We start from the raw sequence: 21,201 nt of genomic DNA on the forward strand, positions 1-21,201 counted from the left end.
TGTGCACCCTCGCCGACGGGCCAGCGGGGGTGGGCGAAGCGGAGGACATGATGAACGCACCCTGGTACGGGGCGACGAAAATGGAATTCCGGCTGCGATTTTTTTCGGCCTGGCTGATTTATATGGCCGCGTTTGCGTGCTATTCGTTCGACAAGATCCCGGCGGGGGCGGCGGTCGGGCACTGGCTGCGCAATTGGTTCGGCGGACCCACCGAGGACTTGTGGGTGCGAGCGGTGTTTCTGGCGGCCGCGGCGTTCACGTTCCTCGGGGCCGCTGTACGCACGTGGGGAACGTCGTATCTGACTTCGGCGGTAGTGTTCGCCCAGCAGCTTCATTCGGACAAACTGATCGCGGACGGGCCGTTTCGCTATGTGCGCAATCCGCTTTATTTCGGCAATCTGCCGATAGCCTTCGGACTGGGACTGACGGCTTCGCGAACGGGATTTTTAGTACTGTTTTTCGGGATGCTCGTGTGTGTGCTCCGGCTGATTGTGCGCGAGGAGGCGGAGCTGCGCGAGACGCAGGGCGAAAGTTATCGCGCTTATTGCGCGGCCGTGCCGCGGTTGATCCCGTCACTCCGGCCGCGCGTGCCACCCGGCGACGCGAAGCCGAATTGGGTCGACGGATTTCTGCGCGAGTTCTTCTGGTGGGGTGCCGCAACGGCAGTCTTGCTGCTGGCGCTGACGATGAACGGCGTGATATTCCAACGGGTTTTCCTCGGGTCCTTTGTGGTCTGGGTCGTCATGCTTCTGGCGCGAAGGAACAAACAGCAGACCCCGGAAAACGGTAGTTGAGCCAAATTGCGTTGCGGGGCTACAGGTTTCGGCGCGGTCGCGCGGCGCTGTTTCGGCCGTGCGGTGGCCGGGCTGGCCACTATCGCCGGGCTTGTCCTGACCAGTAATGGGTGCACAACGCACAAGCAACCCGGTGCGAGTCCGGCAACGCTCACGGCTGGGCCGACCGAGCTCGGTGAGTGTGGGCCGAATCGGTTGGCGCGCTGCGTACCCGGGCTGGCCGACGTCGACGAGAAACTCTTCGACGGCGTCACCGTGTTCGCGCCCCGACCGGAATTCGGCGCACTGCCGCCCTCAGCGGCACGAGAGTCTGCGCCCGAGGAGTGCCAGCGTCTGCCCAGGTTCGGAGTCAAGGACGGACCAGAACTCGACGTGGACTACCGGCCCGCCACCGACGCAACCGGGAAGCCCTTGGCCGGCAACCGATTCCCCGCAAACGGAAGCGAGTACGTCCACGTTCGGTTTACCGCCGCAGGCGACGCCGACGTCACGAGCCTTACGGCCGCGTGGGCTCATCGGTGTCCGATGTGGGGCATGGCCCCCTCGATGGACGACAACAGGGTCCGTGGGTGGCTGGTCGCCGAGTCCGCCCAGGCGCTGAGCCGCTACGAGTCGGGCGACGTCGACTGGCAGTGGCCCTTCGTCACCAATATGGCGGTGACCGTACTGCCCAACGGCGTGATCGTGCAGGCCTGGTACCGCACCAACGATCCGTCGGCGGCATCGCGGAACAGCCTGCTGTCGGGACTGATCGGTGCGGCAGGACGCCCTCGGCCACGTTCGGCGCTGCCGGCCGAGCTCGCCGATTGGAGCCAGGCCCAGATCTCGGCGCTGCTTCCCGCGCTGTCGATGGACACCGGCATCGACGCCCGTGCCAGCGAGCCGGGCGGCCAGTTCTGGTCGTTGTGCCGGTCCGCTGACCATGGCCCCACACCCCGCTACGACACCTTGGCGAGTTGGGATGACTTCGACCAGTCGAAGTGGGACCAGCTCGGAAAACCACCGCGACCCTACGTGATGATCAACCGGGCCCGCGTCGGCGTCGACTATCTGGCCGATCTGCGGCGCGAGATCGCTACCTGCACCGCGCATCTGGCCGAGAAACCCCCACTGTGCCAAGACCGGGAGAATCACCAGTTCCTGCAAGCGGATTCGGCGGTGACCGACGGCGAGGACACGGTGCGGTTCACGCACCGGTGGATGCGAGTGGAAAACCTGCAGGGCTACGACAGGTGTACCGAGGGCGTCGAGGCCCTGCGCGTTACCCAGGTGCGCGGGCTGATCGTCATCAGTCGCTCAAGTCTGGGCGGATACCTCTTTCACGGGGACACCCCGCCGCTGCCGCTGACTACTCTCGACGAGCTTCTCGCTGAGACGGTGTTGAAGATCAAGGCCGCCTAACAGCCGGCCCGCCAGCATTTGTGCTGGTCAGCGGGTACGCGCGCCAATTCCCGTCGAAATGCCCCCGGGCAATGGTTAACTTCAGCCTGAAGGTAATCCAATGTCTTGCACGGGATTTCCCTGCCGCTAGGCTGCCATGATGGCAGACAATCCGTCGTCATACCTCGTGCTGGCCTCCCAGCGCAGCGGAAGCACGCTGCTGGTCGAATCGCTGCGCGCGACCGGCGTGGCCGGCGAACCCCAGGAGTTCTTCCAATATCTGCCCGCCACCAGCCAGGCCCCGCAGCCGCGGGAATGGTTCGCCGGTGTCGACGACGAGTCGGTCCTGCATCTGCTGGACCCGTTGGACGTCGGGACTCCCGACCTGGCACCGCCCGAGATCTGGCGCGACTACATCCGCACGGTCGGCAAAACACCCAACGGCGTATGGGGCGGCAAGCTGATGTGGAACCAGACTCCGCTGCTGCTCGACCGGGCACGCGGGCTGCCGGATCGATCCGGTGACGGCCTGCTGGCCGCGATCCGCGATGTCGTCGGCGAGGAGCCGCTGCTCATCCATATTCACCGGCCCGACGTGGTGTCGCAGGCGGTGTCGTTCTGGCGGGCGGTGCAGACCCGCGTCTGGCGCGGCCGGCCCGACCCCGTCCGCGATGCGCGCGCCACCTATCACGCCGGCGCGATCGCTCACACCGTCGCCATGCTGCGCGCCCAGGAGGAGAGCTGGCAAGCGTGGTTCGCCGAGGAAGACATCAAGCCGATGGAGATTTCCTATCCGGTGCTGTGGCGCAACCTGACTCAGGTGGTGGCCACCGTGCTCGAGGCGTTGGGGCTCGATCCGCGGCTGGCGCCCGAGCCGGTGCTGCAGCGGCAGGCCGACCAGCGTTCCGACGAGTGGGTGGACCGCTACCGGGCCGACGCCGAACGAGAGGGGCTACCGACATGACCGCGCCCACCGAGACCCGGCGGGTCGACGAGCTACGGCTGCTGGAGGCCGAGGCGGTCCATATCATCCGCGAGGTCGTCGCCGAACTCGAAAAACCGGTCCTGCTGTTTTCCGCCGGTAAGGACTCGATTGTGCTACTTCGCTTGGCGGAGAAAGCATTTCGCCCGCTCCCACTGCCGTTTCCGGTGATGCACGTCGACACCGGCCACAACTTTCCTGAGGTCATCGAGTTCCGCGACCGACGGGTCACCGGCCAAGGGCACAAGCTGATCGTAGCGTCGGTTCAGGAATCAATCGACACCGGCCGGGTGGCCGACCCCGGCCCCGGGGTTTCGCGCAACCGGGCGCAGACCCGCACCCTGCTCGACGCGCTGGACGCCGGCGGCTTCGACGCGGCGTTCGGGGGTGCCCGCCGCGACGAGGAGCGTGCCCGCGCCAAGGAACGGATCCTCAGCTTCCGCGACGAGTTCGGCCAGTGGGATCCCCGCGCCCAGCGCGCAGAGCCGTGGACCCTCTACAACGGACGCATCAAGAAGGGCGAGCAGGTTCGGGTGTTCCCGCTGAGCAACTGGACCGAGCTCGACGTGTGGCGCTACATCCAGCTGGAAGACCTGGAGCTGCCGTCCATTTACTTCGCCCACGAACGCGAGGTGTTCGAGCGCGACGGCATCCTGCTGGCGGTGTCGGAATACACCAGCCTGCAGACCGGCGAAGCCGCGGCCGTCGAGTGGGTGCGCTACCGCACCGTCGGCGACCTGACCATCACCGGGGCGGTGCGCTCCACCGCCGTCGACATCACCCGGGTCATCACCGAGATCTCCGCGGCAACGGTGTCCGAGCGCGGCGAGACCCGCGCCGACGACCGCACCTCGGCCGCGGCGATGGAAGACCGCAAACGCGAGGGGTACTTCTGAAATGTCCGCGACAGTTACCCGCCAACTGCTCCGGATCGCCACCGCGGGTTCGGTGGACGACGGCAAGAGCACCCTGATCGGCCGGCTGCTGCACGACACCGACAGCCTGCCGCTGGACCATCTGGAGGCCGTCACCGACGAAGAGGGTGTCGCCGATCTCGCGGCGCTGTCCGACGGCCTGCGCGCCGAACGCGAGCAGGGCATCACCATCGACGTGGCGTACCGCTTCTTTTCCACCGAGACCCGCAGCTACATCCTGGCCGACACTCCCGGTCACGAGCGCTACACGCGCAACATGTTCACCGGCGCCTCCAACGCGCACGCCGCGATCCTGTTGGTGGACGCGCGCGCCGGCGTGCTGCGCCAGACCCGCAGGCATGCCCGCATCGCAAAGCTGTTGGGTATCAAGCACTTTGTCGCCACAGTGAACAAGATCGATCTGATCGACTTCGACCAGGCCAAGTTCGCCGACGTGGAAGACCAGCTGCGGCAGATGACGGCACGCCTCGGCGAGGTCGACATCACGGTGATCCCGATCGCGGCCAAGCACGGCGACAACGTGGTGCACACCTCCAAGAACACGCCGTGGTACCGCGGCCCGACGCTGCTGGCGTACCTGGAGGGCATCGAGCTGGCCGCGCCGAACGCCGAGGCTAGGCGGCTGCGGCTACCGGTGCAGTGGGTGTCGCGACCGACCGCCGACATGCGCCGCCGCTACACCGGGCGGCTGGCTGCCGGCACCCTCAGCATCGGCGATCCGGTGGTGTCGCTGCCGGCGGGCACCCGCTCGACGGTCACGAAACTGGACACCCTCGACGACGACCGCACGACGGGCGTTGCGCCCCTGTCGGTTTCGATCGAACTGGCCGACGACATCGACGTCGGACGCGGTGACGTCCTGGTCAGCGGCGCCGAGGATGCCTGGCTGCCGGTACTGGCCCGCGAGATCGACGCGACGGTGTGCTGGTTCGTCGACGCCCCGCTGCGGGCCGGCGACCGGCTGGCGCTCAAACAAACCACCAGGACCGTTCGGGCCACCGTGCAGGAGCTGCACACGCGGCTGGACCCGGAAACCCTCGACGAGCTCGACGGGCCAGTTGAGTTGGCGCTCAACGACATCGGCACCGTGACGCTGCGAACCAGCTCGATCGTCATCGCCGACAGCTATACCGACAATCGCGACAGCGGCGCGTTCATTCTGATCGACGAGGCCACCAACGACACCGTCGGCGCGGGCACCATCATCGAGGCGCGCGAGGTGAAGCCCGGCACCCATGTGCGCACCGACATCCGCTGGCACCCGTCAGCGCTGGATCGCCGCCATCGCTGGCAGGCCACCGGACAGCCGGGCGCCACGATCTGGTTCACCGGTCTGCCCGCGTCCGGCAAGTCGACGGTCGCGGTGGCCGTGGAGCGCGCACTCGTCGAGTCGGGACGGATGGCCTACCTGCTCGACGGCGACAACCTGCGCCACGGCCTGTCCGACGACCTGGGGTTCTCCCCCGGCGACCGCACCGAAAACATCAGGCGGGTCGGGCACCTGACCCGCCTGCTCGCCGACGCCGGCGTGGTGGCGTTGGCGTCGCTGGTGTCGCCGCTGAGGTCGGACCGCGAAACCGCCCGCGCCCTCAACAACGCCGCCAAGCTGCCGTTCATCGAGGTGCACGTCGCCACGTCGCTGGCCGAGTGCGAAAAGCGGGACCCGAAGGGCCTCTACGCGCGGGCGCGACGCGGCGAGCTCAAAGGCCTGACCGGTGTGGACGCACCCTACGAGCCGCCCGACGACCCCGACCTCACGTTGGACACCACCAACGCCGACATCGACGAACTCGCCGCGCAGGTCATCGCCCTGCTCGACGAGCACAGCCCGCGCCCGCCCGCAAACACGGAGTAGCCGCCGCCCGACCTTGCCGCTTGCGGACTACGGACACCCCGGCGGACGGTAACCTAACCGCCATGGAAAGTTCGTCCGTCCTCTCCCTGCTGCGCGAACGCGCCGGTCTGCAGCCCGACGACGCCGCGTTCTGCTTCACCGATTACGAGCAGGATTGGGCGGGCGTCAGCGAGACTCTGAGTTGGGGACAGCTCTATCAGCGAACCTTGAACGTCGCGCATGAGATCAAGCGTCACGGCTCGGCCGGGAACCGGGCGGTGATCGTGGCTCCGCAGGGCTTCCCCTACGTCGTGGCTTTCCTGGGCGCGATGCACGCGGGCCTGATCGCGGTTCCGCTGTCGGTCCCGTTGGCCGGTTCCCACGACGAACGCGTGAGTGCGGTGCTGGCCGACACCACACCGTCGGTCATCCTGACGACGTCCGCGCTCGCCGCGGGCACGGCCGAGTACGTTCGCCAGCTGCCCGCGCAGCCGACGATCGTCGAGGTCGACTCGCTGGACCTGGACGCCGAGAATCCGTCGAGTATCCGGCTCACCGACGCGCCCGGCCCGGCATATCTGCAGTACACGTCGGGCTCGACGCGCACCCCGGCCGGGGTCATGATCACCCACCGGAACCTGATGGTGAATTTCCGGCAGTTGATGGCGGACTACTTCGCGCCGACCAACGGCGTGGCGCCACCCGATACCCGCATCGTGTCGTGGCTGCCGTTCTTCCACGACATGGGGTTGGTGCTCGGTGTCATCGCACCGATCCTGGGCGGCTACCGCGCCGATCTGTCCAGCCCGGTCGGCTTCCTGCAGCGCCCGGCCCGGTGGATTCACTCGCTGGCCACCGGGGACCCCGTGTTCTCCGCAGCGCCGAACTTCGCCTTCGAACTGGCGGTCCGCAAGACGTCGGACGCCGACCTGGCCGGAGTCGATCTCGGGAGCGTGCTGGGCATCATCAGCGGCAGCGAACGAGTACACCCGGCCACGCTGAACCGGTTCTCCGACCGATTCAGTCCGTACCACTTCCGCGACGAAATGATCCTGCCCTCATACGGTTTGGCGGAAGGTACGGTCTATGCCGCCTGCCGCCCGAAGAACGGCACCCCTCCGGCGGTCATCTACTTCGAACCCGAGAAGCTCTCCGCCGGCACCGCGGAACGCTCTGACGCACAGACCGGCGCACCGCTGCTGAGCTACGGCGCGCCCAAGTCGCCGGTCGTCCGAATCGTGGATCCCGACACCTGCGTCGAGTGCGCCGCGGGAACCGTCGGTGAAATCTGGGTGCACGGCGACAACGTTGCCCTGGGCTACTGGCAGCGGCCCGAGGAGACACAGCGCACCTTCGGCGGCATGCTGACCAACCCGTCGCCCGACACACCCGCGGGGCCCTGGCTGCGAACCGGAGACCTGGGGTTCATGTCCGAGGGCGAGATGTTCATCGTGGGCCGCATGAAGGATCTGCTGATCGTGTACGGGCGCAACCACTATCCGGAGGACATCGAGTCGACGGTCCAGGAGATCACCGGCGGCCGGGTCGCCGCGATATCGGTTGCAGTGGATCAGACCGAGAAGCTGGTCACCATCATCGAAGTCAAGAGGCGCGGCGACACCGACGAGGAAGTGATGCGCAAACTCGACGTCGTCAAGAACGACGTCACCGCGGCGATATCGAACTCGCATGGGCTCAACGTCGCGGACCTCGTGTTGGTGGCACCCGGGTCGATTCCGATCACGACCAGCGGCAAGATCAGACGGGCCGAGTGTGTCGAGCAGTACCGCCAGCAGCAGTTCGCCCGCTTGGACACCTGAAGCGGATCAGGCCGAGACTGCCTACAGATCGCGGTTGAGCGCCAAACCACGCCCTCACTACAGTCTCGGTGAGCTCGCCACCTGAATGTCGGCGACGCGCACGAACACCGACCGCAGCGCCGCCAGGTAACGGGCTATCGACTCTTGGGCGATCGGGTTGTCGGGAAAGAAGACCGCCGCCACCGTCTCCCGCTCCACCCGTATCACGAAGATGGACAGTTGATACGAGTAGCGGTTGTCGCTGTAGATCCCGATGTTCAGGTTGTCCAAATCCGCGCTGAGCAACACCGAGAGCGGTGAGGTGCTCGCGTCGAGGAAGTTGACGACGGGGAAGTTCGGCCGCGGCCGCTGCACCGTCGGCGCTAACTCCACCACCCGGTCATAGGGCACCTCGGCCAGGTGCTGACCCGAGTCGAAGGAAACCTGCGCGGCGCGCGCGGCGTCGTCGAACGACAGCCCGGCGATGGGAACCGTGATCGGAATCCAGCCGGTGAACCAGCCCTGGGTCATCGCGTCGCCGGGCCGGCGGGTGTCCCGCGGGGTGAGCCCGTAATAGCTGTCCCCGCCGGCCAATTCGTAATCCGCGAGGCCGCAGCAGGCCAGCACACCGCCGACGAAGCGGGCGCCCGCGTCTAGACAGGCCGACTCGAATCGACGTGTCTGCTCGTCGTCCAGCATCCTCATGCTGACGAAGTCCGCGTCGCACGGCTTCGACGCGTCACCGAGCGGCAACGGGAAATCGGGCGTGCTGCCCGCGTTCTGCTCGGTGAACGACATCCAGGCACGAACCTGCGGGGACTCGGCGGTCAGCGTGGCGGCGAATCCGTGCTCCCGGATGCAGTACTCGTCGTAGCTGCCCGCCCGCGGCAACTCCAGCGGCGCGCCACCACCGACCAGGGCCCCGTACATCATGCGAAACTCCATGAGCGTCAGGCCAATCAGCATCGCGTCCGCATGGACGTGGTCGACGCTGGCGTAGAACGTGAAGTGATCGTCGCCCTGGATGACGCCGAACCGGAAGCAATCCCACTGCAGCGGCTCCGGTGTGCTCACGACCAGGTCTCGAACTTGCGCCTGGCTCAACGCGCCACGTCGGACCGGCACGAATTCGATGTATTCGGGATCGGGTATGGCGCGCCGGACGATTCGTCCGTCGTCGGTGTACTCGAACCGACTGCGGTAGGTGTCGTGCCGTCGCAAATGCGCGTTGACGATGTAGTTGACCGCGCGGATGTCGCATCGGCCGGGCTGGTCGCAGCTGACGATCATCAGCCGTGAGTAGTCGAGTCCCTTCGCCTTCTGCTCGCAGTAGCCGCGAATGTGTTGCGACTGCATGTAACTGGTCGGGACGTTGCTGACGGGCGCTTCCAACGCCTTCGCGATCGCGGCGGGTGATGGTTCCCACGACACCGTCGCGCCCGGGCCCGGTTCCCAGTCGGACAGCTTTCCCACCGCTAACGGCCCTACTCGCAACGCTCTCTCCTCGGCTCAGGCCTGGGTAGCGCCGTCCCGATCGGCCAGTTCGTCGCACAGGTGCTCTGCCAGACCGCGCACCGTGGTGATTTTCGTGGGGCTGACGCGGACTCCGGTTTCGGTTTCGATCCGGGTCCGCAGCTCCAAATTACCCAGCGAGTCCATGCCGTAATCGGATAACGGCCGATCCGGATCGATAGTGCGCCGCAACAGCAGGCTGATCTGGCCGGATAGCAGCCGCCGAATCGTGTTAGGCCATTCCTCCCGGGGCAACGCATCCAGCTCGGCCAGGAACTTGCCCGAATCCGGCTCGCCGACGCCCGTGGACTGGAACGCTTCGGCGAACCGGCTGCGGTGCGCGAAGGACGTCAACCACGGCGTTCCGACGATCGGCGCATATCCGGAGTAGGGGCGGTCGTAGCGCAGCAGTGTCTGGAATGCGCGATAGCCCTCGGCGGGCTTGATCACGACACCGGCATCCTCGGCCAGGGCGGCGGCACGGCCGACCTCGGACCATGCTCCCCACGCGATCGCGGTGCATGGCAGACCCTGGGCGCTACGCCAGTGGGCGAACGCGTCCAACCAACTGTTGGCCGCGGCGTATGCACTCTGACCGGGCGAACCCACCAGCGCCGCGGCCGACGAAAACGCACAGAACCAATCCAATGGCTGATCGATGGTGGCCCGGTGCAGGTTCCACGCGCCGTAGACCTTCGGCGCCCAACATCGGTCGATCAGTTCCTCGGTGACATTGCTCAGCGCGGCGTCGGCGACCACCGCCGCCGCGTGCAGCACGCCGCGTACCGGCAGTCCCGAGGCGGTCGCGCAGGCCACCAGGCGTTCGGCCATCCCGGGCGCGGCGATGTCCCCACACGCCACCTCGATATCGGCCCCGGCGGCACGCAAGCGCTCGATGGCCTGCTGCGCTTGCGCGTTGGGCTCCGAAGAAGAGTTGAGCACGATCCGCCCGCAGCCCGCCCCGGCCAGCTCGCCGGCGAGGAACAGGCCGAGACGGCCGATGCCGCCGGTGATGATGTAGGCGCCGTCGGCGCGACACGCCTTGACCTGCTCGGGGGGCACCACGGCCACGGTGCTTCCGGTATGCGGCACGTCGAGCAGCACCTTGCCGGTGTGACCGGCGCCGCCGACCAGCCGCACGGCGACGGCGGCGTCGTGAATCGGGTAGTGCGTGGTGTGCGGCAGCGGCAGCACACCGGCGGCCGTGCGCTGATAGACCGTCGTCAGCAGCCGCCGAACGGTATCCGGGTGGGTCTGCGTCAGCAACGTCAGGTCGACCGCGTACAGCGCCAGGTTGCGACGGAACGGGAACAATCCGAGCCGGGTGTCGCCGTAGATGTCGCGCTTGCCGATCTCGACGAAACGCCCGCCGAAGGCCAGCAATTCGATTCCCGCACGCTGTGCGGCTCCCGGCAGCGAGTTGAGCACGACGTCGACGCCATAGCCGCCGGTGTCGCGGCGGATCTGGTCCGCGAAGTCGGTGCTGCGTGAGTCGTAGACGTGCTCGATACCCATGTCGGACAGCAGTTGCCGGCGCTGCCGGCTGCCCGCCGTCGCGAAGATCTGGCAACCGACGGCGCGTGCCATCGCGATCGCCGCCTGCCCGACGCCGCCGGTTGCCGAGTGGATCAGCACCTTGTCGGTCGATGCGATGTGGGCCAGATCGTGCAGGGCGTACCAGGCCGTGGCGTAGGCCGTGGGCATCGCGGCGGCCTTGGTCAGCGGCAACTCGGGCGGCAGCGTGACCGCGTGCCGGGCGTCGCAGATCACGAACGTGCCCCAGCAACCGTTGCCGGACACCCCACCGACGTGATCGCCGACCCGGTGCTCGGTGACGCCGGGTCCGACCGCGGTCACCACACCGGCGAAGTCGCCGCCCAGCTGCGGCTGGGAACCCTCGAAAGCGGGGTACCGGCCGAACGCGACGAGAACGTCGGCGAAGTTGATGGCCGACGCGGTAACCGCCACCTCGACCTCCCCAGGTCCGGGCGGTACCCGGTCGATCGCGACGAACTCCAGGGATTCCAGATCGCCGGGGCTGCGGATCTCCAGGCGCATGCCGTCGTGCTCGTGGTCGACGACCGTGGTTCGCCGCTCGGCGGGGCGCAGCGGACCCGGCCGCAGCCGCGCGGTGCACCACTCGCCGTCCCGCCAAGCGGTTTCGTCCTCCTCCGAGTCACTCTCCAGCTGTCTGGCCAGTTGCTCGGCGACCGGGCCACCTTGGGCTTCGGTGTCTATGTCGATCTGGGTCGCACCCAAATGCGGGTGTTCGGAATCGATCACCCGCATCAGTCCGCGCAGCCCGGCCTGGTCCAAGTTGGCCAGCTCATCCCGCCGCACGCTCGCGGCATTTCTGGTCACCACGAAGAGCCGGGGCGGCTGGCCCGGGAGTTCGGCGAGCTCACGCGCGATGTTCACCAGGTAAGACACATAGTCCCGGCCGCGTCGCACTTCCTGGCCTGATTCTGGCTCGGCGGGCGGCGCGGTCACCACGACGACACCGGTCAGGCCCTTGAGAACCCCGTGACCATTCGAGCCGCTCAAGCCATGCCCGCTGAGCAGCGAACGCAGTTGCTCGGCGCCGATCGCATGATCGCCAGACCCCAGCGACCCGAGCGGCAGGTGCACCGTCGTTGCATCCAATGCGTCGCTGAGTTCTGCCGTCAGCGGGTCCGCGTCGTCGCACGCGCTCAGCAGCAGCCATGATCCCGGTTCGCTCGTCGACACCTGCGGCAGCTCACGAGGCTCCCATTCGATGGTGAACAGCCGCTCGTTGAGCACCCGATCGTCGCGTTCCTGCTCCGAAACCCCACCGCCGAGGCGTAGTCCCTCGACCGTCAAGAGCACGGTTCCAAACTCGTCCATCACGTCGATGTCGGCCTCGAACTCACCGGCCGGCGTTGGCTTGACCCGGGTGAGGCAGTAATGCGCGTTGCGCATCGAGTGATAGTTGCGCAGTTTGCGCACGCCCTGCGGCAAAAGCAGACCGCCTTGGCCGGCCTTTTGCACTGCGGGATGCGCGATGACCGACTGGAAGCACGCATCGAGCAGCGCCGGGTGGGCACCATAGGCCGATTGCTGCGACCGGATGGTCGGGGGCAGTGCGACTTCGGCGAGCACGGTGTTGATCTCCCGGTCGGCAACCAGCACCGAGGCCAGGCCCGAAAAGGCCGGGCCGTACTGAATACCGACGCTGTCGAAACCCTTCCGCAGCTCGTCGCCCTCGATGCGGGAGGGACGGTTCGCCCGCAGCGCATCCATGTCATGCGCGGGCGGCTCCTCGAGCTTTTCGAGGGCGTGCAGAATCGCACGGGCCCGGCGAATCCGTTCGCCGTCCTGATGGGTTTCCACCACGAACTCGAGCACACCCGGCTCGGCAACCGTCGCCGCCGACGACGCCACGGTCTCGTCGGCCAGCAATAGCGTCTGTTCGAACTTGATGTCGCGGACCTCGGACTGTGCGCCCAGGGTTGCGCGTGCGGCAGCCAACGCCATCTCACAGTAGGCGGCACCGGGCAGCGCGGCAGCGTGGTGAATCCGGTGGTCGCTGAGCCACGGGTGCACCTCGGTGCCGACCTCGCCCTGCCAGACGTGACGCTCGGGCTCCTCCTGCAGATGCACGTGCGCGCCGAGCAGTGGGTGAACGGCTTTGACCGAGGCGCCGTGCGCCGGGTGGTCGGCCGACTCCCGGCTCAGCATCAGGTTGCGGTGAGTCCAGGTAGGCAACGGCGCATCCACCAGGCTCCCCGCGGGGTACAGCACCGAGAAGTCCACCCGAGCGCCGACGCTGTGCACGTCGGCGACAAAGGCACGCAACCCGAGCGGCAGCCGCTGCTCACGTCGCATCGGGGCCAGCGCGGCAAATGGCATGTCAAGGCTGGCGGCGTTCTGCTCGATGGCGTGGGTGAGCAGCGGATGTGGCGCCAGCTCTCCGAAGATGCGGTACCCGTCCTTGAGCGCCGCCTGCACGGCCGCCGCGAATCGCACGGTATAGCGGAGGTTTTCCGCCCAGTAGTCGGCGGTGAACGACGGCCGTTCGCGGGGGTTCCACAACGTGGCGGAGTAGTACGGGATTTCCGGCGCGGTTGGCTCGAGCTCGGCGAGGGCCTCCACCAACTCGTCAAGGATCGGGTCGACCTGCGGCGAGTGCGAGGCGACGTCAACCGCCACTTCACCCGCGCTCACGTCCTGTTCCTGCCAGGCGGCCACCATGTCCCGAATGGCCTCACTGGAACCGCCGACCACGGTCGAGGTGGGCGACGCGACCACGGATAGCACGACGTCAGACACCCCCCGAATGGACAGTTCGGAAAGTACCTGCTGGCCAGGCAGTTCCACCGACGCCATGGCCCCGCTGCCGGCGATCCGCGACATCAGCCGAGAGCGACGGCAGATGACGCGCAGGCCGTCTTCGAGCGACAACGCTCCCGCGACGACGGCTGCCGCGACCTCACCGAGCGAATGGCCGATAACCGCGCCGGGGCGCACCCCGTAGGACTTCATCGTCGCGGCCAGCGCGACCTGCATCGCGAAGACCGTCGGCTGCACCCGGTCGATCCCGGTCTCGGGCTCTGCCGCCGAGAGAGCCTGCGTCACCGAAAAGCCTGACTCCTCGGCGATGAGCGGCTCCATCGCCGCGACGGTCGCGGCGAACACCGGCTCCTTGGCCAGCAGTTCGGCGCCCATCCCCGCCCATTGCGAACCCTGACCCGAGAACACCCAGACCGGCCCGCGATCCTCCTGCGACAGCGCGGGCTCATACGGGGTGGCGCTGTTGGCGATGTCGCGCAAGGCCGCACTCAGCTCACCGAAGCTGCTCGCCGACACCACCGTCCGCACCGGCCGGTGGGCGCGGCGGCACGCCAGGGTGTAGCCCAGGTCCCGCAGCGCGGCGGTGCCCTGATCGCCACCGGCGCATTCGTCGACCCAGGCCGCCAGCCGGCCGGCCGTCACGCGCAGCTGCTCGGCGGACGTCGCCGACACCGGAAACAGCAGCGGGCCAACGGTTTCCGGTTCTTGCTCGGGCGCCACCGGCACCGGCGCTTGTTCCAGAATTGCGTGCACGTTGGTGCCGGACATGCCGTAGGACGACACCGCGGCGCGCCTTGGCCCGAGACCGTTGGTAGGCCAGGGCGTATTAGCCTGCGGCACGAAGAGTTCGGTCTTGATCCGGGCCAGTTCATCGGGCAACCGAGTGAAGTGCAGGTTCTGCGGAACCACGCCATGCTGCAGCGCCAGAATCGCCTTGATCAGCCCCAGCGGCCCGGATGTCGACTGCAGGTGGCCGAAGTTCGTCTTCGCCGAGGCGAGCGCGCACGGACCCTCGATCCCGTACACCGTGGCCAGGCTGGCGTATTCGATCGGGTCGCCCACCGGAGTGCCGGTGCCGTGCGCTTCGACCATGCCCACCGTGGCGGCGTCTTGCAAATCCAAGCCCGCCGCGCGCAGCGCCGACTGATATACGGCGACCTGCGCCTCCTTCGACGGCGCCGCGATGTTGACGGTGTGCCCGTCCTGATTGGCCGCGGTGCCGCGCACCACCGCCAAGATGCGGTCGCCGTCGCGCTCGGCGTCGGGCAGCCGCTTGAGCAGCAGCACGACGCAGCCTTCGCCGGAGACGAAGCCATCGCCCGCGGCGTCGAAGGCGTGACAACGACCGGTGGGCGACAGCACGCCCTGCAGTGAGCCCGACACGGACTTGCGCGGTTCCAGCATCACGGAGACGCCACCCGCAATGGCCAGGTCGCTTTCGCCCTCATCCAGGCTGCGGCAGGCTTGGTGCACCGCCATCAATCCGGATGAACACGCCGTGTCGACTGTGACAGCGGGACCGCGCAGTCCCAGCGTGTAGGAGACCCGGCCGGACGCGAAGCTGTTGCTGGTGCCGGTGAATCCGGACGGCCCCTCGACGGCCCCGCAGTCGGCGGACAGCAATTCGTAGTCGCCGTGTGTGAGTCCCACAAAGACACCGGTCTGCGATCGCGCGAGCTGCGTCGGATCCAGACCCGCGTGCTCGATGGCGTCCCACGACGCTTCCAAAACCAGTCGGTGTTGCGGGTCGATCGCGGTGGCCTCGCGTTCGGTCATGCCGAAGAAATCGCAGTCAAAGCCCCCGACATCGTCCAGGAAGGCGCCCCAGCGCGATACCGACCGGCCCGGCACCCCGGGCTCGGGGTCGTAGTACAAGTCCGCGTCCCACCGGTCCCGGGGAATCTCGCCCACCAAGTCGTCGCCGCGCAACAACGCCGCCCAGAGGCGTTGCGGGGAATCGATCCCGCCGGGCAGTCGACAGGCCATGCCTAAGACCGCCACCGGCGTGGAATTTGCACCCAATCTCAGTCCCCTAGTTCTCGAGCCCGCACGCCGAAGCGCGTGTCAATCTCCCCCAGGCATTCGGGCTGAGGATTTCGTCAGGTCACAGCGTTGCAACCAAACTAAATCAGTTTAGCTTCATGTGTTGAATAGGTTCAGGCAAACGGAGTATGGGATCAGCCGCACGCCTGCTGCTCGACGCTTCGTCGATCCGACGCGTACACCTCGGCAAGGAACTGCTCGACGGCCACCGCGGCGTGCGCCGCGCGGGCCGACCCGAAGATGTCGAAAGCGTGCTGCGCGTACGGCAACTCTGCGTACACGACGGTATTCCGGCTGACCTCGCGTAGCCGCGACGTGAAGCTGCGTGCCTGTTCGACCGGGATCAACGAGTCGTTGCTGCCGTGCAGCACGAAGAACGGCGGTGCCTCCTCGGACACATGAGTGATCGGCGAGGCGGTGCGGAAAGGCTCGGCGATCTCGGTCCGGCTCAACTTGAATACATTCTTCGCCACCATCGGCACCATCAGCGGATGCATCGAATCGTCGGATCGGGTGAAGTCGTAGACACCGTAGAACGGGACCGCGGCTTGCACCCGGGTGTCGGCATCTTCGAACCCCGGCTGGAATCGGGGATCGTTGGGGGTGAGCGCCGCCAGCGAAGACAGATGCCCGCCGGCCGAGCCGCCGGTGATCGCGATCCAGTCCGGGTCACCACCGTATTCGGCGATGTGTCCCTTGGTCCAGGCGATCGCGCGCTTGACGTCGACGATGTGGTCGGGCCAGGTGGAGCGGGGGCTGAGCCGGTAGTTGATCGCCACGCACACCCAGCCCAGCTCGACCAGGTGGCTCATCAATGGATGCGCCTGTCCACGCTTATTTCCCGTCATCCACGCGCCGCCGGGAACCTGCAGCAACACTGGAGCCCGGCCGTCGCGGTCGAGGTCTGGCCGACGCCAGATATCGAGATGATTCCTCGACCCGCACTCCCCGTAGCTGATGTCGGAGTCGTGCGCGTAGTCGCGGTAGATCCGCATCATGCGGACCACGCCGGGCTTCTTGGCGGTGGCCGCCCCGGGCGGCGGCCGCTTCCACAGATCGCCGGACTCGGTGCGCCGGTCTGGGCCGAGCCCGGCGTCCAGCGCCGCGGTCAACGGCTCGTCGGCCGCGCGCCCCCGGTGGTGCAGACCGAACAACCCCAGCCACGACAGTGCCGACACCAGCCAGCTGAACAGCCGCACCCGTGGAGGCAACCGGCGAGAGAACGTGGCCAGCGCCGCCAGCTGGGCGCCGACCGCTTGCAGCGGAAGTTCGGACGCGAACAAGCCGTAGCTGAACGCGTACATCGAGCCGTAGCCGCGCCTGGTCAGCGGCCGATAGCCGTTGGCGGCAAACGCCAAACCCAACACGGACACCAACACAGCTGCCAGTCGCTTCACAGTTGCTCTCTCCCTTGAATCCGACGAACCCGGCACCCACAAGTTACTTGGACTTGAAAAAGCCGGGGCGAGGCGTTCCCTGTTGTGATCGGCCGATCGGTCCCGCACCCTCAGCGGATGGAAACCAGTTCGTCGATCGAATCCTGCGGCAGGTCGCCCTCGACGACGGCGGTCACCACCAGCTTGTTCAGCGAGATACCGCCTTTGTGATTGTCGAGAAATGCCGTGTCGGCGGCGTCCCGGCCGGTGGCGATGCGCACCAAAGTCTGCCGCGGCGCGAGCAGGGTCGCGTCGACCACCCGCCATTGCCCCTCGACGAACGCCTCCGCCACCGCATGGAAGTCCATCGGGTACAAGCCAGGTGCGTACACCGACACCAGACGGGCCGGCACGTTGACCGCACGCAACAGCGCCACCACTAGGTGCGCGTAATCGCGGCACACACCTTCGCCGGCGAGCAGCGTCTCCACTGCCCCGTCGATCGGATCGCTGGAGCCGGGCACGTAGTTCAACCGGGTGCCCACCCACGAGCTCACGTGCTCCAGCAGCGTCGCCGAATCGCTGTCACTGCCGAATTCGGTTGCGGCGAAGCCATAGAATTTATCGGCCTCGGCATAGCGGCTGGGCCGCAAATACATCGACTGGTCGTAGTCGGTCACCGGAGCCGGATCGGTCTGGCCCACGATCGTCGCCGCGTAGTCGACTTTCAGTGTGCCCACCCCCGCGTCGAACTTATGGATGCGGTTGCCGTGCACACCGCTGACTTCCAAAGGCTGGATTGGCTGTCCGTCCAAGACGAACCGCAGCGACTCGAAGACCTCAGTGCGCGGATGCGGCGCAATAGCAATCTGAAACTCCAACGTCGTGGCCTCGGTGATTTCGACTTCGAGCTCGGCGCCCACTTCTCTTCTCACAGTGCCGATCATGCGCCAGCCGTTCCCCATCCGCGAGCCGTGCGACGGCATCAGGTCAGTATGAATAACCCACTACGTTTCATAGCCGGCGTGCGCGGTGTACGAAGCGCTGGGGCACCCCCGCTTCGCGTAGTGTTGATTTCATGACGTCAGCCGATGCGTGATCAGCGTGCGTGTGGTACCCCGTGACATGGGGTAGCGACCTGATAGTCGGCCCCGCGAACCGGATGATCGCGACCGTGCAGAACGGTGTCGAGGTACTGCGGTTCGGTGGTCTTCAGACCGGATTCCTGCCGTCACCGTTTCAGATCGTGGAGCGGTGCGATATGTACCGGCTACGCCGGTACTTCCCCGACAGCACGACTGATCCGTCACGCTCTCCGGTAATTCTTGTGCCGCCGATGATGATGTCGGCCAACGTGTTTGACGTCACCAGAGACCAGGGCGCGGTCGGAGTCCTGCATGACCTCGGTGTGGACCCGTGGGTGGTGGACTTCGGCTCACCGGACCGGGAAACCGGTGGGCTCGAACGCACTTTGAGCGACCATGTCGTCGCGCTGAGCCGGATCATCGACTCCGTACACGCACACACCGGCCGCAATGTGCATTTGGCGGGCTACTCGCAAGGCGGCATGTTTTGCTACCAAGCCGCGGCCTACCGTCGCTCCGCGGGCCTGGCCAGCGTCATCACATTCGGGAGCGCCGTCGATTCGCTCAGCGGTCTGCCGTTCGGAATTCCCGCGGCCCTGGCGGGCCGCGCCGCCCAGTTGTTTGCCGACCACGTCTTCAACCATCTCTCGGTGTCCGGATGGATGGCCCGTACCGGCTTTCAACTTCTGGACCCGATCAAGGCGGCGCGCGCGAGATGGGACTTTCTACGCCAACTTCATGACCGAGAGGCGTTGCTGCCCAGGGAACAGCAACGTCGCTTCCTCGAGGTGGAGGGCTGGGTGGCATGGTCGGGACCCGCGGTCGCCGAGCTGTTACGACAGTTCGTGGTCCATAACCGCATGATGGCCGGCGGCGCCGTGATCGACGGCACGTTGATCACGCTCGCGGAAATCAGCTGTCCGGTCCTCACCTTCATCGGCGAGGTCGACGACATTGGCCAACCCGCGTCCGTGCGAGGAATCCGGCGTGCCGCCCCCCGCGCTGAGGTGTCCGAGGTGTTATTGCGGGCAGGTCATTTCGGGCTCGTTGTCGGATCGACCGCGGCCACACGCACGTGGCCCACCGTCGGTCAATGGGTGCTGTGGCAAGACGGTCAAGGGCCTAGGCCCGACGGCGTACGTCCGATGGCGGCCGACAGCGTCGGGATCGATGGCGCCGTCGGGCTGTCGTCGCGTATCGGTCACTCGGCGGGTGCGCTGGCCGAACTGAGTATCGGCGTGAGCCTGGGGTTGGCCGACGCCGCAGCGGGGGCGGCGCGTAGCAGCCGGGGGATCGCCGCAGAGGCTGTGCGTACCGTGCCACGGCTCGCCCGCCTCGGGCGGCTGCAGCCCCATACCCGGGTGTCGTTGGGCGGCCTGATAGCCGAGCAGGCGAACAGAGCGCCCGAGGAGGAATGCTTCCTTTTCGAGGATCGGGTCCAGACCAACGCGGCGGTTGATCGCGGCATCGACGACGCGGTGCGCCGCCTCATCGCCGTGGGTATCCGTCAAGGAGCCCACATCGGTGTGTTGATGGACACCAGTCCCAGCGCCGTCACCGCGATCGCGGCACTGTCGCGGCTCGGCGCGGTGGCGGTGCTGCTACCCCCAGACGAGGACCTCGCCGCCGCCGTCCAACTGTGCGAGGTGGCAGACATCGTCACTGACCCAACTCATCTGGCGGCGGCCGCCACGACCGGCACCAGGGTGCTCATCCTCGGTCACGGCCGCAGCGCCGATCTCTGCCGGCGAGAATCGGACCGGGTTGTCGAGCTGGACCGCCTCGACCTGTCCGGTGCGCGGCTGCCGCAGTGGTATCGCCCGAACCCGGGCCGGGCACGTGATGTCGCCTTCGTGTTCTTCAACACGACGGGAGGGCGCCGGGTGGTCAAGGAGGTCACGAATCATCGGTGGGCGCTGTCGGCCTACGGCACGGCTACCGCTGCCGCGCTCGGCCGAAGTGACACGATCTATTGCCTGACCCCGCTGCACCATCCGTCGGGTCTGCTGGTCGGCCTCGGCGGCGCGGTCGCCGGCGGGTCGCGCATCGCCTTGACCCGAGGTGTCGACCCAACGCGGTTCGCCGATGAGGTCCACCGCTACGGGGTCACGGTGGTGGCTTACACCTGGGCCATGTTGCACGAACTGGTGGAGGCGACGTCGCCCGAGCTTGCCGAACATCATCCGATCCGCCTTTTCATCGGCGCCGGGATGCCGACCGGGCTGTGGCACAAGGTCACCGACCGATTCGCGCCCGCCCGCGTGCTGGAGTTCTATGCCTCCACCGAGGGGGACGCGGTGCTGGGCAATGTCGCCGGCACGAAGACCGGGGCCAAAGGTCGGCCGCTGCCAGGCAGCACCGAGATTCGGCTGGCCGGCTACGACGCCGCGACGGGGCGGTTCATCGAGGATGACCACGGTTTCGTGCGCCCCTGCGCGGACGACGAGGTAGGCGTACTGCTGGCGAAGCCGCGCTCCGGGCCCGATGCCGCGAGCGTGTCGATGCGTTCGGTATTCGTCAAGGGAGACACGTGGATCACCACAGACCACCTGTTTCGCCGCGACAGCGACGGCGACTTCTGGTTCGTCGACAACAGGAACACTGTGATCCAGTCGGTGCGTGGACCGGTCTTCTGCCAGCCGATTTGCGACGCCCTCGGCGAAATCACCGTGATCGACCTGGCCGTGGTCTATCCCGTTGCGACCGACACGCACGACGTCGCGGTTGCGGCCGTGACGCTTGGCAAAGGCGGCGTCCTCACTGCCCACACGCTGACCACCGCGTTGAGCGCCCTGCCCCGGGACCAGCGTCCGGCCATCGTCCAGATCGTTGACCGCATGCCGCTCACGCCCTCCTACCGCCCCCTGTCGACCGCGCTGCGGGCGGCCGGGCTGCCGGTGCCGGGGGAATCGACCTGGTACCACAACTTCACTGACGGCCGCTATCGACAACCGGCCATCGTCGGGGGCACGCCATGACGCCTGGCCTCAGCAACCGCGAAGTGCGTGTACTCCTGGGTCGCTTTGTGGCCCGCTACACGGTGGGTGATCCGACGACCGCGACACAGATCGCCCAAAACAGTGTGTTCGAACGATTCGCCCGCGCCGGGTACGTCGTGAGCGGTCTGCTGCACCTGACCATCGGCTACCT

Annotated in this window: 11 protein-coding genes; 7 read left to right on the forward strand and 4 right to left on the reverse strand. The window is 67.1% G+C overall.

Features of this window, described 5'->3' with window-relative positions:
• The 6 genes from VML93_RS15740 to fadD21 form a co-directional block, all read left to right on the forward strand.
• Positions 1-794, forward strand: a 794-nt coding sequence (locus VML93_RS15740; RefSeq protein WP_325611992.1) for an isoprenylcysteine carboxylmethyltransferase family protein, incomplete at its 5' end; no start/stop codon positions are given.
• A gap of 195 nt (positions 795-989) precedes the next feature.
• Positions 990-2,195 carry a hypothetical protein gene (locus VML93_RS15745; protein ID WP_325611994.1) on the forward strand — a complete coding sequence of 402 codons (1,206 nt, stop codon included), beginning with the start codon at positions 990-992 and terminating at the stop codon, positions 2,193-2,195.
• A gap of 139 nt (positions 2,196-2,334) precedes the next feature.
• Positions 2,335-3,138, forward strand: coding sequence for a trehalose 2-sulfotransferase (gene stf0 / locus VML93_RS15750; RefSeq protein WP_325611995.1), 804 nt, complete (start codon positions 2,335-2,337; stop codon positions 3,136-3,138).
• Complete coding sequence (gene cysD, locus VML93_RS15755) at positions 3,135-4,052, forward strand: sulfate adenylyltransferase subunit CysD (protein WP_325611997.1); 918 nt, start codon at positions 3,135-3,137, stop codon at positions 4,050-4,052. Before stf0 ends, cysD begins: the two co-directional genes overlap by 4 nt.
• Before the next feature lies 1 nt (position 4,053).
• A complete protein-coding gene (cysC, locus tag VML93_RS15760; RefSeq protein WP_325611998.1) occupies positions 4,054-5,946 on the forward strand; it encodes an adenylyl-sulfate kinase in 1,893 nt (630 codons plus the stop codon).
• A 62-nt stretch (positions 5,947-6,008) separates the two neighbouring features.
• The gene (gene fadD21, locus VML93_RS15765) at positions 6,009-7,745 is read left to right on the forward strand and encodes a fatty-acid--AMP ligase FAAL21/FadD21 (protein WP_325611999.1); all 1,737 of its coding nucleotides are present in this window, start codon (positions 6,009-6,011) and stop codon (positions 7,743-7,745) included.
• A 57-nt stretch (positions 7,746-7,802) separates the two neighbouring features.
• On the opposite strand, the gene VML93_RS15770 is transcribed toward fadD21, so the two are convergent.
• From VML93_RS15770 to VML93_RS15785, 4 genes are all read right to left on the reverse strand, one after another.
• Positions 7,803-9,218 carry a condensation domain-containing protein gene (locus VML93_RS15770; RefSeq protein WP_325612001.1) on the reverse strand — a complete coding sequence of 472 codons (1,416 nt, stop codon included), beginning with the start codon at positions 9,216-9,218 and terminating at the stop codon, positions 7,803-7,805.
• Positions 9,219-9,233: 15 nt separating this feature from the next.
• The gene (pks2, locus tag VML93_RS15775) at positions 9,234-15,569 is read right to left on the reverse strand and encodes a sulfolipid-1 biosynthesis phthioceranic/hydroxyphthioceranic acid synthase (protein ID WP_325612002.1); all 6,336 of its coding nucleotides are present in this window, start codon (positions 15,567-15,569) and stop codon (positions 9,234-9,236) included.
• Between the two features lie 155 nt (positions 15,570-15,724).
• Positions 15,725-16,987, reverse strand: coding sequence for an alpha/beta hydrolase (locus tag VML93_RS15780; RefSeq protein ID WP_325612004.1), 1,263 nt, complete (start codon positions 16,985-16,987; stop codon positions 15,725-15,727).
• 110 nt (positions 16,988-17,097) lie between these two features.
• A complete protein-coding gene (locus VML93_RS15785; RefSeq protein WP_325612007.1) occupies positions 17,098-17,889 on the reverse strand; it encodes a transglutaminase family protein in 792 nt (263 codons plus the stop codon).
• Positions 17,890-18,086: 197 nt separating this feature from the next.
• On the opposite strand from VML93_RS15785, the gene VML93_RS15790 reads away from it, so the two are divergent.
• A complete protein-coding gene (locus VML93_RS15790) occupies positions 18,087-21,029 on the forward strand; it encodes an AMP-binding protein (RefSeq protein ID WP_325612005.1) in 2,943 nt (980 codons plus the stop codon).
• The last annotated feature ends 172 nt before the right edge of the window (positions 21,030-21,201 follow it).

The organism is Mycobacterium sp., assembly GCF_035499775.1.
GTDB lineage: Bacteria > Actinomycetota > Actinomycetes > Mycobacteriales > Mycobacteriaceae > Mycobacterium.